This is a genomic window from Mucilaginibacter sp. L3T2-6, assembly GCF_030519355.1.
Classification (GTDB): domain Bacteria; phylum Bacteroidota; class Bacteroidia; order Sphingobacteriales; family Sphingobacteriaceae; genus Mucilaginibacter.
This window is the reverse complement of sequence record NZ_JAUMKC010000002.1, coordinates 187,076-205,235: the sequence shown is the minus strand read 5'-3', so window position 1 is coordinate 205,235 and position 18,160 is coordinate 187,076. Positions and strand designations below refer to the sequence as shown.

At 44.1% G+C, this 18,160-nt stretch carries 12 protein-coding genes; 7 read left to right on the top strand and 5 right to left on the bottom strand.

Features of this window, described 5'->3' with window-relative positions; all coding sequences use genetic code 11:
* Window positions 1-143: 143 nt before the first annotated feature.
* Window positions 144-2,477 carry an SMP-30/gluconolactonase/LRE family protein gene (locus Q3W13_RS03260; RefSeq protein WP_302861294.1) on the bottom strand — a complete coding sequence of 778 codons (2,334 nt, stop codon included), beginning with the start codon at window positions 2,475-2,477 and terminating at the stop codon, window positions 144-146.
* 187 nt (window positions 2,478-2,664) lie between these two features.
* Between Q3W13_RS03260 and Q3W13_RS03255 the strand changes: the two genes are divergently transcribed.
* On the top strand, window positions 2,665-3,030 hold the full coding sequence (locus tag Q3W13_RS03255; RefSeq protein WP_302861293.1) for a phosphoribosylpyrophosphate synthetase: 366 nt from the start codon (window positions 2,665-2,667) through the stop codon (window positions 3,028-3,030).
* A 78-nt stretch (window positions 3,031-3,108) separates the two neighbouring features.
* Here the strand turns inward: Q3W13_RS03255 and Q3W13_RS03250 are convergent, their stop codons facing one another.
* Entirely contained in the window at window positions 3,109-3,660 is a 552-nt protein-coding gene (locus Q3W13_RS03250) for a hypothetical protein (RefSeq protein ID WP_302861292.1), read from the bottom strand.
* 129 nt (window positions 3,661-3,789) lie between these two features.
* Here Q3W13_RS03250 and Q3W13_RS03245 point away from each other — a divergent pair, with 129 nt between their 5' ends.
* The 3 genes from Q3W13_RS03245 (at window position 3,790) to guaB (ending at window position 8,080) form a co-directional block, all read left to right on the top strand.
* Entirely contained in the window at window positions 3,790-5,031 is a 1,242-nt protein-coding gene (locus tag Q3W13_RS03245) for a pitrilysin family protein (RefSeq protein WP_302861290.1), read from the top strand.
* Window positions 5,032-5,124: 93 nt separating this feature from the next.
* Window positions 5,125-6,405: a pitrilysin family protein gene (locus Q3W13_RS03240; protein WP_302861287.1), complete on the top strand. Its 1,281-nt coding sequence runs from the start codon at window positions 5,125-5,127 to the stop codon at window positions 6,403-6,405.
* A 205-nt stretch (window positions 6,406-6,610) separates the two neighbouring features.
* Window positions 6,611-8,080 (top strand): IMP dehydrogenase, encoded by a 1,470-nt coding sequence (gene guaB, locus Q3W13_RS03235; protein ID WP_302861286.1) that lies wholly within the window; start codon window positions 6,611-6,613, stop codon window positions 8,078-8,080.
* A 61-nt stretch (window positions 8,081-8,141) separates the two neighbouring features.
* Here guaB and Q3W13_RS03230 read toward each other — a convergent pair whose 3' ends face one another.
* A complete protein-coding gene (locus Q3W13_RS03230) occupies window positions 8,142-8,990 on the bottom strand; it encodes an ROK family protein (protein ID WP_302861284.1) in 849 nt (282 codons plus the stop codon).
* Window positions 8,991-8,999: 9 nt separating this feature from the next.
* Window positions 9,000-10,241: a sugar MFS transporter gene (locus Q3W13_RS03225; RefSeq protein ID WP_302861282.1), complete on the bottom strand. Its 1,242-nt coding sequence runs from the start codon at window positions 10,239-10,241 to the stop codon at window positions 9,000-9,002.
* Between the two features lie 805 nt (window positions 10,242-11,046).
* Between Q3W13_RS03225 and Q3W13_RS03220 the strand changes: the two genes are divergently transcribed.
* Window positions 11,047-12,402 carry a PhoH family protein gene (locus tag Q3W13_RS03220; protein ID WP_302861281.1) on the top strand — a complete coding sequence of 452 codons (1,356 nt, stop codon included), beginning with the start codon at window positions 11,047-11,049 and terminating at the stop codon, window positions 12,400-12,402.
* A 164-nt stretch (window positions 12,403-12,566) separates the two neighbouring features.
* Here Q3W13_RS03220 and Q3W13_RS03215 read toward each other — a convergent pair whose 3' ends face one another.
* A complete protein-coding gene (locus Q3W13_RS03215; RefSeq protein WP_302861280.1) occupies window positions 12,567-14,705 on the bottom strand; it encodes an FUSC family membrane protein in 2,139 nt (712 codons plus the stop codon).
* A 227-nt stretch (window positions 14,706-14,932) separates the two neighbouring features.
* On the opposite strand from Q3W13_RS03215, the gene Q3W13_RS03210 reads away from it, so the two are divergent.
* Window positions 14,933-17,515, top strand: coding sequence for a phosphoenolpyruvate carboxylase (locus tag Q3W13_RS03210; protein ID WP_302861277.1), 2,583 nt, complete (start codon window positions 14,933-14,935; stop codon window positions 17,513-17,515).
* 111 nt (window positions 17,516-17,626) lie between these two features.
* Window positions 17,627-18,154: a DUF4142 domain-containing protein gene (locus Q3W13_RS03205; RefSeq protein WP_302861276.1), complete on the top strand. Its 528-nt coding sequence runs from the start codon at window positions 17,627-17,629 to the stop codon at window positions 18,152-18,154.
* The last annotated feature ends 6 nt before the right edge of the window (window positions 18,155-18,160 follow it).

Sequence of the window (18,160 nt, the reverse complement as noted above, 5' to 3'; positions counted from 1 at the left end):
AAATTCAACGCATCGAAATTAACAATGCGAAACGTAATTATTCACAGTGCGCCTGCAGGGAGACGCCAGGCGGCTTCCTGCGAAGACGTTATTTTAATTTCAGCATTAAAATTCAGAAATCTGATTTCGGAATCCGATTTCCTCTACTCCACTCCTCTTACATTCATCTTTAGCTTATACAGCGCTTTTGAGGCCGTCATAAAAAGCACGTCTTTATTTTTTCCGCCAAAACAAAGATTGGCTGTCCACGGTTCCGGGACATCGATATGACCTATTTTTTGCCCCTGTGGATTGTAAATAGTAACACCGTTACCAGCAATGTATAAATTACCGCGCTCATCGAGTGTGACGCCATCACCGCCCTGATTGCAGAAAAGCTGCCGGTTGCTGAGCGTTCCGTCTTTTTCAATTGCGAATTTGTATGTTTTGTTATCGCCAATGTCAGCTACGAAAAGGTATTCGCCGTCCGGCGTACCCACAATGCCATTGGGCTGTTTCAGGCTGGCATCCATCAATATAGGCTGCTTTGAGTCTTTAGGCAGGTAATATACGCGCTGGCCGTCAAGATCAGGCTTCTTCCTTGTCCAATAATCGCGTTGGTAATATGGGTCAGTCATATAAATGCCGCCTTTGTTATCTATCCAGATATCGTTCGGGCCGTTCATCAGCTTACCATTATAATCGGTGAGTAAAACGGTAACTTTCTGGTCTGGAGCGATAGACCATATCTGGTCGTGTTCATCGGCACAGGTTACCAGGTTGCCCTTTTTGTCAAAGTAGGTTCCATTTGATCGCCCGGTATTGTCCATCCACATCGTCAACTTACCGTCCACACTGTATTCCCAAATTTTATTATTGGGCTGATCGGTAAAAAACACGTTGCCCTTTTTATCTACTGACGCGCCCTCTGTAAATGCGAATGTTTTAGATATTAATTCAGGCTTCTTTGTGGTATCATACAATTCGGTGGCTACATGCCGGGCTTCTGTAATTTGCTGTGTCGAACCTATTTCTTTATATAATCCAAAGTCACTTAACGCTATACACACTGCCGCTTTGGTAATGCGCAATCTAACCTTGCTGGTTTTAACATTTTCAGGCAAGCGAATCAGCCTGTTACCGCCTATGCTGGTGGCAGTTGCTACTTGCTGCCATTTGCCGTCGTGCCATGCATCGACAGCTACAGCATCAATACGCTGACCAAGTTTTATGTTTTCACGGAGGCGGATAACGTTGAATTCTTTCTGCTTATGCAAGTCGAGTACTAATTCAGGCGTAGTTACTTTATCGTCAGTAGCCCAGTAGCTGTACCGGTCGTTATCCAGCAGGTTTTTTGCTCCAAATTTCAGTTGGTTGCCGCCCCTGGTATTACTAGCTTTCAATGTTGCATTTTTGGCAAGGTTTACAGCAAAGGTCTGTCTAAGCCGTGTTCCAAATTCCTTTAGCTTAGCTACGTCGTCATCATTCAGCATGCCGCGCCTGTCAGGTTCCAGGCCCAGATCAAGGCAAGCGCCACGGCCTACGCTCACGTAATAAAGATTCATTAGAGAATCTGCGGTTTTAGCCTTACCATCCTGGGATGCATGATAAAACCATCCCGGGCGGAAAGGCACGTCGCACTCAGCAGGTATCCAGTATTTGCCATCGCGGTGGCCTTCGGTGCCTTCATAGTCTTTAACGTAACCATTACCGGGCTCTTTTCCGGCATCAGGCGCATGCGGCGTATAAGTCGCCCAGCAGGTTTCACCGGCATGGCCAGCCTCGTTGCCTACCCAGCGCACATCCGGGCCAACATCGCCAAACAAGACTGCACCGGGCTGCATCCTGCGCGGGATAGCCCAGGTATCCTTCCAGCCGTAATAGGTAGAGCGATCAATCTTTCTAACCTCCCGGGCGCCGCCATAGTATCCATCGCCGCCATTGGCCCCATCAAACCACGAAATAAATATCGGGCCGTAGTGACTATACAACTCTTCCAGTTGCTTGCGAAAAACCTGTGTAACGTATTCCGGCTTGCCGTAGAGTGCACTGTTACGGTCCCACGGCGAGCAATAAACGCCCATCTTCATGCCTAATTTATTACAGGCGTCGCGGTATTCCTGAAGTATATCACCCTTACCATTTTTGTAGGGACTTTTTGAAATGTTGTGTTCAGTTGTTTGAGTTGGCCATAAACAAAAGCCGTCGTGATGCTTGGCAACCACTACAATCCCTTTAAATCCGCCGGCTTTAGCAGCGCCGACAATCTGCATCGCGTCAAAACGGGTAGGGTTAAACAGTTTTGGGTCTTCATCACCGTAACCCCATTCTTTATCCGTATAGGTGTCCGGCCCGTAGTGTATCAAACAATACATCTCTGTTTCCTGCCAGTTAAGTTGCCGTTTGGATGGCAACGGCCCGTATGGTTTAGGGGCAGGCTGTGCAAATGCAAATGAAGCGACAGCAGAGAGGCATAAAAGCAAGCTTAATTTTTTCACGTAAAAGATAGATTATATTGGTTTACGAATGTAATAATTTTTGAATAAATGGTTTATAATGTGTTATAACGCTGTTTATTTTAACACTCATCATCTAAACATTCAACAAAACAACTACCATTTTTTATGGTTATATGCGATAGCTAAGCACCTGCTGTAAACTTTATAATTTATTTAAGAAATCACTATGAAAACATATAATAATTTAGTGGAAGCCACTAACGATTTAATGAAAAGAGGATATACGGAAAATCTTAGTCTTGAAGGCGATACCATCGACGCCAAAGATAAAGACATCCATATGACGGCCGACGATATTGAAATTGACGAATTTTATCGCTTTGAGGGACCCAGCAACCCGTCCGATATGTCGATTGTGTATGCAGTTACTTCGAAGAAGTATAATTTAAAAGGCGTACTGGTAAACGCATTCGGCACCTATGCCAATAACAGCTCTTCAGCCATTCAAGCCAAATTAAACCATGACCAGGTTAGCGATAATTTAAATCGCTCGGATAAACCGGAGGCGGATGCTGTACTGAAAGACAAATAATCGAAAAGTACAATGGAAATAGTGGCAGTAGCAGTAGCCAGCAGCAGTTGTCTTTACTGCTACCGCTACTCTTAATTTCTATTTTAATTTCGCCAGCAACTTTTTGCCGCGGGTTTTGATAGCTGGGGAGCCATTGCGCATCAAAAATTCCAGTTGGTTGGTAAGTTCGTCTGTAATCCAGTCGTAACGGCTGCGAAGATTAAACAATGCTTCAGCAGCGAATACCTTTACAGCTATCAATACTTTTGGGTCTATCAGCCAATCGAAACATTTTTCGACAACGGGCTCCATATCTGCAGCCTCCAACTTTTGTCTTATAACGGGATGAACTTTGGGACTAGTTATGTGCATGGCTATTTTTGCATAATGCCGCTGACAACTGGGATAATGTACATCGGGAAAGCGTTTCAGCAGATAGTCAAGTTCCGGTAAGTAAAATACAGGATTCTTCAGGAAAACGTTTTCTAATAGCCATGCTGCACGAAAGGCAATGTTTTTATCCGCGTTAAAGGTAACATCAATTAAATCACGCAGGTTAAAACCCTCCTTTTTTACGAGTTTGTTCAGCTTGTCTACTTTCGTTTTCACAAGCGTGGTCTTCAGTTCGTCTATGAGTTGCTGCTTAGTCATTAGCTGATTGTGAAGTTACTTATAGAAGGATGTATTGCCAGATATAATTTACAACATTCAAACATTTCACCGTTACAAGCATTCAACATAAAGTTCTACATTTGCTTTCCGTTAATTGAAAATTCACAAATGGTTAAATTCAACCGATTCACTCTTGATAATGGCTTACGCGTAATTGTTCATGAAGATCATACCACGCCTATGGCTGTTTTAAATATACTTTACGATGTTGGCGCCCGAGACGAAAACCCTGAACAGACCGGATTTGCGCACTTATTTGAGCACCTGATGTTTGGCGGCTCGGCAAATATACCAACCTATGATGAGCCACTGCAGCGTGTAGGAGGAGAAAACAACGCTTTTACCAGTAACGATATCACCAACTATTATATCACACTGCCCTCAGCAAATATCGAAACTGCTTTCTGGCTCGAAAGCGACCGCATGTTAAGCCTGGCTTTCAGCGAGAAAAGCCTCGAAGTGCAGCGCAATGTGGTTATAGAAGAGTTTAAGCAACGCTACCTGAACCAGCCTTATGGCGACGTTTGGTTGAAACTGCGGCCGATGGTTTATAAAAACCATCCATATCGCTGGGCTACGATCGGCAAGGAAATCAAGCACATCGAGGATGCGCAAATTGAAGACGTAAAGGCCTTTTTTAAAAAACACTACAACCCGCAAAATGCCATAATGGTAGCAGGCGGCGATATCACCTTTGAACAGGTAAAATTATTGGCGGAGAAATGGTTTGCGCCAATACCCGCGGGCGAAAAATATTACCGGAGCCTGCCTCAGGAGCCTGAACAGCACGACGAGCGCCGCCAAACTGTTACCGCTAAAGTTCCGCTTAATGATATCTATATCGCCTTCCAGATGGGGAGCAGGCTGGACGAGAGTTTTTATCCGGCCGAATTACTGTCGGATATTTTATCGCGTGGCAACTCATCGCGCTTATATCGCACGCTCGTAAAAGAAAAACAGCTGTTCAGCGAGGTGCATGCCTACATGACCGGCAGCCTGGATAAAGGCATGTTTGTATGCGAAGGCAAACCGCTGGAAGGCATTAGCGTTGAAACCGCCGAGGCTGCGATCTGGGAAGAGCTTGAGAAGATAAAAGCGGTAGAAATACCGGCTGATGAACTAACTAAGGTTCAAAACAAAACAGAATCTACGATGATATTTTCTGAAATGTCACTTCTGGATAAAGCTATGAACCTTGCTCAGTTCGAGTTATTGGGCGACGCCGACCTGTTAAATCACGAAACCGAAAAATACCTGAAAGTTACTGCCGCACAAATTAAAGATCTGGCTAATAACTTATTCAGGAAAAATAATTCATCGACGCTTATTTATTTAGCCGAGAAAAGCTGAAGTTGTTGTAGATGTTGTAAATGTTGTGGCTATTAATGCATGCTCAGCTTTTACAAACACTTCAACTCTTACAACTGCTATAAATATTACACTATGACATTGGATAGAAAAACAGCCCCGGAATTTAAGGAGGTGGCAAATATAAACCTGCTCAGACCCGAGCACAGGGAACTGAACAACGGCTGCAATGTGTATTGCTTCAACTCCGGCGATCAGGAACTGGTTCGTGTGGAATGGATTTTCGGCAACCAGCGCTTTAATCCTGAAAAGCCACTGCTGAACATAGCGGTAAACACCATGCTTACCGAAGGCACCCATAGTTTAACCCAGGCGCAAATTGCCGATAAAGTAGACTTTTACGGCGCCTTTTTGCAGGTTGACTATGGCTATGATAACTCTACCGTTACGCTTTACAGTTTGAATAAGCATTTGCAACATACATTGCCGGTATTGAAGGATATTATTACTGATTCCGTTTTCCCGGAGAAGGAGCTGGAGACCTACATCCGTAACCAGCAGCAAAAGCTGCAGGTGAGCATGCAGAAGAACGATTACGTTGCCCGCCGCAACTTTAATAAGGCCATTTATGGCGATACCCTGTACGGCCTGGGTGCTGACGCAGAGACCTACAAAACCCTGAACCGCGAAGATATGCTGATGCATTTTAAACAAATGTACCAGCCTACCAATTGCACCATCATTGTTTCAGGGAAGGTTGAACCGCAAATACTTGACTTGATTACCAACACTTTCGATAGCGACTGGAAAAATTCGACGATACGGCCTGATACAAGTCAGCCGGGAATAACATCATCGAGTGACCGGTTCTTCTTTACTGAAAAACCGGAAGCGCTGCAATCCGCAATCAGGATGGGAATGCCCACCATTAACCGTACACATACCGATTTTCCCTTTCTGCAGGTATTAAATACCGTTTTGGGTGGCTATTTCGGTTCGAGGCTGATGGCCAATATTCGTGAAGATAAAGGCTACACCTATGGCATTGGATCCGGCATGAGCTCGTTAAAACATTCGGGGGCGTTATTTATTGCCACAGAAGTAGGCGCCGATGTTTGCAAAGCAGCAGTAAGCGAGATTGAAAAAGAAATCAACCTGCTAAAAACTGAACTTATCCCTGAAGATGAGCTTTCGCTGGTGCGAAACTATATGATGGGTTCGTTGCTGGGCAGTCTTGAAAATGTATTTTCACATGCAGACAAATTCAAAAATTTGCATTTTTCCGGTTTAGGATACGATTATTATGACCGGTACACAGAAGCAGTGAAAACCGTAAGTGCAGAACGATTAATGGAACTAGCAAATCAATACCTGGATTTTGATGGGTTTTATAAGGTGATAGTGGGAAAATATTGAAGAATTTCCTAACCAGATTATTGATTTCGGAATTAAAAAATGTAAGGCGTGCCTGTAGAAAGTAGCGCAAATTCTCCGGAATTAGGCTGTCATTGTCAAGCAATTTTCTTCTCTCAACACTACAAATCCGAAATCGAACAACCGAAATCCAAAATATTTTGTTAGCTTTGCCCGGCAAATAATAACTCCAAACCCATTATTTGCTATGCAATTAGACCCTGAAAAATTTGTCGCCGAAGGTTTAACTTACGACGATGTTTTGCTCCTCCCCGCCTATTCTGAAGTTTTACCGCGCGATGTTGACACCAGCACCTGGCTCACCAAAAAGATCAGGCTGAATATTCCCATCATGTCTGCTGCAATGGATACGGTTACTGAATCCTCTTTGGCGATTGCTATTGCGCAGGCTGGCGGCATTGGTATTCTGCACAAAAACATGAGCATTCGCGACCAGGCCGATGAAGTGCGCAAAGTAAAGCGCTCCGAGAGCGGCATGATACAGGACCCTGTGACCCTGCATGAGTCCTCGACTGTTGCTGATGCAGTAAAAATTATGGGCGAATATCGAATCGGCGGAATACCGATTGTTGACGGTGAGCATAGGCTAAAGGGCATCCTCACCAACCGCGACCTGCGTTTTCAAAAAGAAATGCACCTGCCGGTAAGCGATGTAATGACCAAAACCAACCTGATTACTGCGCCGCAGGGAACCAACCTGCTGCAAGCTGAGGAAATATTGCAGAACCATAAAATCGAAAAGCTTCCGGTGGTAGATTCGCACGGCATCCTGCGCGGACTTATCACTTATAAGGATATCCAGAAGTTTAAAAATTACCCAAGGGCTTGTAAAGATGAGTTCGGGCGCTTGCGGGTAGGTGCAGCTGTTGGAGTAGCTGCCGATAACATCGATCGCGTAAAGGCGCTCGTTGCCGCAGGTGTCGACGTGATTACCGTAGATACAGCGCATGGCCATTCGAAGGGAGTTATTGACATGGTAAAAAGTGTAAAGGCTTTATATCCCGAATTACAGGTAATTGCCGGTAACATAGCAACCGGCGAAGCCGCGATAGCACTGGCTGATGCCGGTGCGGATGCAGTTAAAGTGGGGATCGGCCCCGGCTCTATATGTACTACCCGTATTGTTGCCGGTGTGGGTGTGCCGCAGTTGTTTGCTGTTTATGAATGTGCAAAAGCGTTGCGGGGCCGCGATGTCCCGGTTATTGCCGATGGCGGCATCAAACAAACCGGGGACATTGTAAAAGCCATTGCAGCCGGTGCAAGCTCAATCATGGCAGGTTCGCTGTTTGCCGGGGTTGAAGAATCGCCGGGTGAAACCATTATATACGAAGGCCGCAAATTTAAATCATACCGCGGCATGGGCTCGGTTGATGCGATGGATAAAGGTTCGAAAGATCGTTATTTCCAGGATGAAACGGATGTTGTTACCAAATTGGTACCCGAAGGCATTGTTGGCCGTGTTCCATATAAAGGCAACCTTTCTGAAGTGGTTTATCAATACGTAGGTGGCCTCCGCGCAGGGATGCATTACTGCGGCGCAGCAACCATCGAAGATCTTCAAAAAGCAAAATTTGTACGGATTACCGCGGCGGGCATGAAAGAAAGCCATCCACACGATATTACAATAACTAAGGAATCTCCGAATTATACCCGTTGAGTCCGGAAAAAAGAATACGCCAGGCTTCCGAAGATTTTAAAAACTTCGGAAGTTTTTTGTTTTACAGCTGGTTGAAATACAAACCTGCTGCGCCCAAAATCCCGCTATTCGCTAACTCCGAACGTTCAATTTTTAATCGCGCCACGCTTTTTGGATAAACCAATGTGCGGATACGCTCCCACATCGATTTTTCAAAATAATCGTATGCTGATTGCACTGAGCCTCCTAAAATGATGAGATCAGGATCATAGGTGTACATAATGAGTTTGATGGCATTACCAAGATGAGTTCCCATTTCGGCGTAAAGCTGCAATGAACGGGCATCGTCTCGCTGCGCTTCTTTGTACACCTGTTGGCCATCCAGTCCGTATACGTTATTAAAGAAAGAGCCGCTGCAATAAAATTCGTAATTATTATCCAGGTAATCTACGCAGCCGAACTCCCCCGCCCCGCAGTTTGGGCCGGCATACAGCTGCCCGCTAATAATAATGCCCGCGCCCAAACCGGTTCCAATAGTAAGCCCGATCATGTTTTTTGCGCCTTTTCCTTTTCCAAAGTAAAGTTCGCCGAGGGCAAAACAATTAGCATCGTTGTTTACGAATACGGGTATTTGGTATTTTTTTTCCAGTATCTCTTTTAAATGCACCTCTTTCCATGAGGGAATATGTACAACGTCATAAACAATCCCTTTTTCAACATCGACGACGCTGGGCACGCCAATGCCGATAGCTTTTACATCTTTATCTATCAGTTTGTCTGCAACAAAATAAACATCTTTCAGCACCTGCTCTACCGTGCCCTTGGTATGTATGCGGCGGGATATGATTTCAGAAAGTGTACCGTTGCTAACCACAGCGCCGCGGATGTTTGTCGCGCCTAAATCAATACCTATTACTTTTTCGTTAATCATTTAGCAAGGTTATTCTTTTTTATCAAAAATAGTTTTGTTAGTGATCAGTGGCTTTGCCCAAAAGCCAATAGCAAGCATATAACCGAATGTGAGGTAGAGGAAACACATACCAGCGCGCAGCCCGATTAAGTTACCCAGGCCGCCAATCAGTATTTGAACAACGGCCCCTCCAATTATGCCCGTAACCAATATGCCGGCAAATGACCCATGATGTTCATCGACAGAACTAAGCGCCAACGAGAATATAATCGGGTACATTACCGACATGAAAAAACCGACGATGGAAAACGAGTACAAGGAAACTTCAGCACTACCAAACAATCCAAGCGATAAAAATATTAAAGCGAAAATGGTGAAAACAACCAGCAACCTGCGGCTGTCCATCAATTTCAGCAAGAACAGGCCCAATACACCGCCGGCAGTCATCAGGCCCCAAAACCAGGCCACAGCCTTAGCCCCCGTTACCTCCGGGTCGACATGATGGTAACGTTTTAAGAACTCCGACATCCAATAGGAAACTCCCTGTTCGGTACCTACGTAGCAGAACAAGGCAATAAAATATAGAATAACCACCGGCCTTTTAAACAGCATTACATGGGTTTCCCATGCGCCAGCCTTTTCATCCTCGGCCAGCTCTACTTTTGGAAAACGGGAAACCAGCATCAGTACTGCCATCAAAAGGCAAATGACTACAAAAAGCCAGTAAAGCGATATCCATGGCATTCCGGCGGGCACCAATGGCGACAGGACAGAAAATATGCCGCTGTGATTTTTACTCCCGAGGTTTAATACCATATATGAATATACCAGCGGGCTTAAAAATGATGCGCCGCCGAATATTAATTGAGCGAGCACTGATGTAAATGCGTAGTTTTCTTCGCCCCCGGCTGTGCGAAGTAACGGATTAATGACCACCTGCAACATAGCCATTCCGCAGCCGATTAAAAATAACGATAATATAGCTGTGAGGTAATTCGGCTGGGCAGCCAAGAGCAGTGAACCTAAAAACGCCACAACAAAAGCGGTAACCATAATTGTCTTTTCGTTATACTTTTGCACCAGCATACTTGATGGTATTGACATTACGCCATAGGCAATAAAAAAAGCAAACGGCAATACACCTGCCATAAAATCGCTCAATTTAAAATCACTGATAAACGCGGGAGACAACGGGCCGATGATATTGGTGATAAACGAGATAACAAAAAACGTTAGCAGTATAAGTGCTACGATGTAATAGCTGCGTTTCATGAATTGGTTTTAATGGTGGGTTATTGATTGTGCTACATATTTAAAGCAAATGTTTAGCATTTACAAGTGATTAAATTAATTTAAAAAGTTGTATCACACCGGCGATGTGTATAACCATAAATTCCGGATATTTCTCACAAAATTGTTACTGATTTTTTTTGAAAAAACCCGCGAAATCGCATTTTTAAGAATTTTCGTTTAAAAGAAAAACTCGTTTTTAGCTTATATATGTTAATAACCAGAATGTTAATAAACCTTGAAAAACTTTAAATAAGGCTGTAATTAGCTATTTACAACAGATATGGCTATGGTATAAAATTGTTAAAAACATGTTAAGAAAAACTATTAAAATTATCTTGACAGATGTTATCCCTCCTGCTATCTTAGAACTATCAAGAACGACGTACTTTGACAACTCTTCAGGAAATGAACATGCATCGGGCGACCCTCCGGGGAAGCTAAAGAACATGGGAAGTTGCTGAAATTACCGGAAAAAGAAACGGCGTGAGCCGCGCAAAAAGAAGGATAATTAAAAAGAGTACCAGAATGGAATGTGATTCTTTACGGAGGAAAACATGTAACCGCTGGTGAACTGAAAGGATCAATACCTGCAAGGGTAACAGAATAGCAGTCGGTCGATATACACAAAACTTGATGCTTTGCGGGCAACTACGGTTGGGCGCAGAGTTTGGAAACGGAGACAGAATCGCAAGAGGACGCCTCCGTTTTCGTTTTTACTGGATTTTTGCCGCGATGTGCAAAATCCTTTTCTCCCACATTTTCAAAATGGCTAATTTAGCGCCACATGAATAAGGACGGCAAAACTAAGAGCAATGGCAGGCCAAAAATATTTGTCTTAGATACCTCGGTTATCTTATACGACCATAACGCCTTCGAAAATTTCCAGGAACATGATGTGGCCATTCCTATACAGGTACTTGAAGAGCTGGATAATATGAAAAGCGGAAACGATACCCGCAATTTCGAGGCCCGCAGCTTTATCAGGCTAATGGACGACATTTCCCGGAAACACCTCATTAATGAATGGCGCCCCATCAACGGAAAAAGCAGCAAAGGCAATTTCAAAGTAATTATGGACGCTACAGGGGGGACAGTTGATGCCACCGCAGTTTACGGCTCCGATAAAACCGATAACCGGATTTTGAATGCGGCGCTGGGCGTTCAGGAAGAGAATCCTGATAAAAAGGTGGTGCTCGTGTCAAAGGATATATGCCTTCGCTTAAAGGCTAAAGCGCTGAACCTGCACGCCGAGGATTATGAAACCGGCAAGATTAAAAACCTGGATGAGCTTTATACCGGCGAAACTACCTTACATAAGGTTCCCGAGAGGCTTATCAGTCAATTAAATAAAGCAGAAAGCTTATCAGCCGAAGATTTTGCCCTTCAGCAGCATAATATCAATCACTTTTATGTACTGAACGGGAAAAAAGGAACAACTCCGGGTTTTTATAATTCGCAAACCAATCAGCTTGAAAAAATAACCGAACAGCCTGTATTTAATATTTCGCCGCGCAATATAGAGCAATCTTTTGCGATACATGCCTTGCTCCACCCGGATATAAAGCTGGTCACTATTCAGGGGAACGCCGGTACAGGTAAGACGCTGCTGGCCCTGGCGAGTGCCTTGGAACAGCGTAAGCATTACCGGCAGATTTTTGTCACCCGCCCGATCGTTCCGTTGAGTAATAAGGATATTGGCTTTTTACCCGGCGATGTAAAATCGAAAATTGACCCGTATATGGCGCCCATATGGGATAACCTGAAATTTATTAAAGACCAGTTTGGCGACGATGAGAAGATGCAGGCCAAAATTGATGAGCTGGTGGCGAATGAAAAAATATCTATCACGCCGCTGGCTTTTATTCGCGGGCGCACGCTTGCCAAGATATTTTTCATTGTAGATGAGGCGCAAAACCTTACGCCGCATGAAGTAAAAACCATCATTTCACGCGCGGGCGAGAACAGCAAGTTTGTTTTTACCGGCGATATTTACCAGATAGATACGCCTTACCTGGATGCAGAAAGCAATGGCCTCTCCTACCTGATCGATAAAGCAAAGGGACATCCGCTCTATGCGCATATTACCTTGCAAAAAGGGGAAAGAAGCGAGCTGGCTAATTTGGCGACGGAATTGTTGTAAATTGCGTTTTGCTGCGGGGAGCTTTCCGCATTTAGTTGCACGAATGGAATGAACCAGCTTCGCTGTTATATGTATTCTGCTCGATAAGCTGAATACTCACAACATATTTTATCACAAGTTACGGTCAGCAGAACCGCTGCATTAACTAAAAATATCACGAGCAATTAAGATACTATACTATCTGTCACCCTGGCGATATCATAGCTTATCTTATTAATAAACCCAAGCTGCTCCTTCAACAGCAAATCGTCCGATGAAGTGGCATTCTGAACGATTTCAGTATTAAGGGATTTGGACGAAGAAGTTTCTGCCGGGTTCCCGCCAAGTTTTTTATTCACGTCGTTCAACACTGCAAGGCTCTTTCTGATCAGTTTCAGATTATCTGCAGCAGACCTATGGATGGCGCGTGAGGAGACCGATGACGCTATAGTTGCGATGTATGACGACAGGATATGATTAAGCACCACAAACTTGTGCACATCCTTTACTTTACGCTGCTTGCTTTTCGGCTCTGACGTCATCCGTTCAAAAGCGGCTGAAAGATTAGCCGACTTTACATATACGTCTTTCCTGGCCAATTTATATTCCATTGCACTTACTTCCCGGCCCGATACGCTTTCGGCTATCTTATTCAAATAGCAGGCATTGGCATTGATAACGTCGGCCAGGTTGTGCTGTATCTGCTCAAATTCCCAGCTCGGAAAAATAAGATAGCTCGCGATAAATGCTATGGTTGACCCAATAATCGTATCGATTATACGCTCCTGAACCACAAGCCCAACGCCGAGGAACTTGAAAAGAATAAGCACGTACGGTGTCATAAACAATACACTTACAACATAGTTTAAACGCAGGAAACTATAAGTGCCTATCATTAATACTAACAGCAAGCCAAACTGAACATCCTTATTAGGTATGTATATCAAGATGATTATACCTGCTATGCCGCCAATTATTGTGCCCACCAGGCGCTGATAATTACGCTGCTTAGACAAGCTGAACCCGGGTTTTAAAATAACGATGATGGTGAGCAATACCCAATAGCTATGATGGCCAAGTGCAATAAATTTAGCGGTAACAAAGCCGATAAGGCAAACCAGCGACACCCGAAGCGCATGTTTAAATGTGCCGGAGTTAAACGACAGGTTATCTGAAAATATGTGCGCTGCATAATCCTGCCTGGTTACAAACTTGGAATACTCGTAATCAGGTGTCTTATCTAACAGCGCCTCGGATGACTTAGAGCTGTAGTATCCGTAAATACTCCTTATGCGCTCGTTTAAGTCGCGCAGGTTCACTAATATCTTTCTTAGGGCGAAATTGCTGGCTCCTTGCTCGCTGGCCCCTATCTCGTCAATACGTAATTTCAGCTTTTCGAGGTCAGTTTGAAAATCAGGCCTGTATTTGTTCCTGGTGTTTGAGAGTACCATATAAGCTATATTATCCAGCTCATCTCCCATTTGGTTAAGCAGGTCGGCAATCTGCTTTAATACGCCGGTAGCGCCGAATTTATCGCGGATATAGCCATAATCGTAATGTGTGGCCATAATTTGCTCATACATATCAACCAGGTCTATAAAGGTAAGTACCAGCACCCGGCTGGGGTTGGTGGATTCCTTCACCATAACCCGGCTCTTAAACAAAATTTCACGCACAGCGTCCTGATGCTGACTAACCTTTATTTGCTGCGATACCAGTTTGCGGTAATTTTCCTCTATGTCCGTATCCGAAAGATAAAAACCAGCCTTGATCCTGATGAATTTTGCTATATCGGCAATGCTCTCGCCCAGGGTTTGCTGTGCTGCACGATATGGCCTTATTCCAAAAAACAACAGACTGAACAACAGATACCAAATGCCGCCGGCTAAAACGATAAGGCTTAACGGTAGCACTTCATTGGGCTTTGCTTCTTTGTCCATCATGAATATCATGATCAGCAGCGCACAGGTGCCTATAGACGACGCCCTGTTGCCGTAAACGATAAACATGGAAAAGAAGAAGGACAGCAGCGTGATCTCAACACCTAATGTAAACACATTCAGCCGCGCAAAGCCAGTTATTATCGCTACTACAAACATGCACAAGTTACCTATGGCCATACCATTGCGTTTATGATATAGCGGCCCCGGACTATCGATTGTACATATACACAGCGCACCGAGCGACATGGTTATGCCCATATCGAAACGGTTAAACTGCATCAGCAAAAGCGATGGGAACAGGATGCCGAAGGTCATGCGGATACCATCAGAAAAATACTGGCTGTAAAAAAAGCTTTTAATTTCCCTGGCATCGATTTTCATAAATGTTTTTTTTGGCGGTATTTCAGCATTCAAATTTACAGAAATTAAATATAACGACCTTATTTTAACAAAAATCGCATAAATAACAGCACACTATTATTAATTAATCAGCAATTACTAATTTTAAGCGCCGATATTGAAATTCTTCCACGGAAACAAGGTTGAACCTTTATCAGCTTTATTTGTTGAATAACCGATTTTAATCCGCATTAATTTCCTGTAGCAATATGCCATCAACCTTAAAATTGAGCCAAAGAGAGACAGCTTTTAATAACGAAGTTGTAACCCGCTTTGAATTATATAACAGCCTTTTTCAAACGCTGCCATTTTACCAGGTGAAAGACACCGGTATCTTGCTGCCTTTCTTCAGCTCACATTGCGATAAGGAGGTGAATAAAAAGCTGCCCCCCTCGGTTATTATCGAATCTTTTTTTCAAAAATATGTCCCCGGTATCGAACATCGCGAGCAGATCAACCGCATGTTCCGTTTTATACAGTATATCGAACGGCAGGTAGTTTTGTTTGATGCCATTGAAGATTCATCATTCAGCAAGATCGGCCGTGAAGACGAAACCGGCACCATGCAAAGCCTGATGCAGCAAGCATCGCTGAATGAACAGCAGCGCGTAAATATCGGTAAAAAGCTGGATGAATTTTCGCTAAGGCTGGTATTGACCGCCCACCCTACCCAATTTTACCCCGGTTCTGTTCTCGGTATCATGACCGACCTGATTGAAGCGTTAAAAACGAATGATATTAACACCATAGATGTTTTATTGCAGCAATTGGGTAAAACACCTTTCTTTAATAAAACATCGCCCACCCCGGTAGATGAGGCCATTAACCTGGCCTGGTTTCTAGAAAATATTTTCTATCATGCAATCTCTGCTATAGAAACGAAGTTGGAAGACGAGTTTGAGTTGGATAACAGCCGCATCAGTCAGTTACTGGAACTTGGCTTCTGGCCGGGCGGAGACAGGGACGGTAACCCTAACGTATCGACAGAAAGTACAAAGGAAGTCGCAAAATTCCTTCGCCAGCGACTTTTCAGGGCCTATTACCGCGATTTCAGGGTATTGAAGCGCCGCATAACTTTTCGTGGCGTTGAAGAGCCGATGGCTAAATTAGAGCAGTTGATTTACGGAAATGCTTACGCTGAGCAGGAGCCCCGGAATGTTGCGCCCGAAATTTTGGGTTTGCTAAAATCGATGAAACAGACCCTTGTGGCTGATCATGACAGTTTGTTCATCAATATAGTTGATGATCTGACGCGAAAAGTGAGGTTGTTCGGCTGCTATTTCGCTACGTTGGATATACGGCAGGACAGTCGTGTTCTGCGGAGGGTTTTTAAATTCGTTACCGACAGTAAGCCTTCTGAAACAGGAATACCCGGAGAGTACGATAAACTTGAAGAATACGAAAAACTTAAAAGACTAACATTTAACCAGGTTGATTTTTATTGCCCCGACAGTGCAGACAAGTTGATTTGCGATACGCTGAACACCATACGGCTGATGAAGGACATACAATTTACCAACGGTGAGAAAGCCTGCCAGCGGTTTATCATCAGCAATTGCCAGCAGGCGTCGGATATATTGCAGTTGATGGACTTGTTTCTTTGGAGCGGATGGGATAAGGAAAAACTTAGCGTCGACTTTATGCCTTTGTTTGAGACCGTGAATGACCTGAAGCATGCGGCGGGTGTGATGGAAAGCCTGTATACTCATCCGTTTTATAAAGAACATCTTAAAAGACGTGGCGGCCAGCAAACCATTATGCTGGGTTTCAGCGACAGCACTAAAGATGGCGGCTACCTGATGGCCAACTGGTCGATATACCAGGCAAAGGTCGAGCTTACAGCCATGGCCCGCAAACATAACATCGATCTTGCATTTTTTGACGGCCGTGGCGGCCCCCCTGCCCGTGGGGGTGGTAAAACGCACAAGTTCTATGCTTCAATGGGCGAAGAGATAGCCAACCGGCATATACAGCTTACCATCCAGGGGCAAACAGTAAGTTCTCAATATGGTTCGGTGGAGACAGCGCGTTTTAACATGGAGCAGTTAATTAACGCCGGCGTAGTGTCTGCACTACATCCAAATCGTAACGATTTGCTTGACAGCCGCCATAAAGAACTGATTACGAAAATGGCAGATGAAAGCTACAAGATGTTTCTCGATCTGAGGCAGCATCCGTTATTTGTAGAATATCTTGAAAAATTCAGCCCTATTAAGCTGCTCTCGCATATCAACATCAGCAGCCGGCCAACCAAGCGCAATGCCGATGCTGCGTTGCGCCTGGAAGATTTGAGGGCCATCAGCTTTGTTACCTCCTGGAGCCAGCTTAAACAAAGCATTCCTGGTTTTTTTGGCGTGGGCACTGCCTTAAATAAGATGAAAGAAAACGGCCATTGGGAGGAAATTAAAGACCTCTATAGAAAATCGGGCTTTTTCAAAACGATGCTTGATAACTGCGAGATGTCTATGTCAAAATCAGATTTCAGAGTTACCGCATACCTGGCAGACGATGAAAAATTTGGCGCTTTCTGGAAAAAGCTGCATGACGAGTATGAGCTAACCAAAGCCATGCTGCTTGAGCTTACCGGCAATAAAAAGCTAATGGAGGAATATCCTGTTGAGCGTAAATCTATCGCTATACGCGAAAAAATTGTTTTACCGCTGGTGATCATGCAGCACTACGCACTGCAATGCTTAAACACTTGCAATGATGAAGAGCTCACCAAGATTTACAACAAACTGGTGATCAGAACAGTTTATGGCATTGTAAACGCAGGGCGAAATCTCGCATAAACTTAAGGCAACCGGATTAAGCGTTTTTTGACCGTTTCAGCAGGTTTGATCTCTTTCACAAACCAGATGGGGGTTAAGTTGTTACATTTACGTATAAACTTAATTTCTCCGATGAAGAATCTGCTATATCTTTCTGTTGCGTTTTTATTTCTTGTTTTTGCCGCAAGCTGTCATGACAGAAAGGGCAAAAATTACAACGACATTAACGATGAACAGGAAGGCGAGCAGTTTATAAGAAGTGGCATTGAAAGCAGCATGAGCGACATTAAGGCTTCAGGCCTGGCTATAACAAACTCCAACAATCACAAGGTTATAGGTTTAGCCAAGATGCTTATTGAAAGCCATACCAAATTGGATAGTGCATTAAGACAGCTTGAAGCCGATAAAAAAATGGCTAATTCCGGTGCTATCAGCAATGCCCATGCGGACATGATTAAAGACCTTTCAAAAAAATCGGGGCCGGCGTTTGACAAAGCGTATTTGCAAATGATCGTTAATGATCATGAAGAGGTGGTGAAACTGTATACCACGGCCAGCGCTAATTCTGACGAAAAAATAAAAAAGATTGCTTCAGAAAACCTACCTGCTATTAAAATGCAGCTCGACTCGGCGAACAAAATCTGCATATCCTTAAAGTAGCGACTG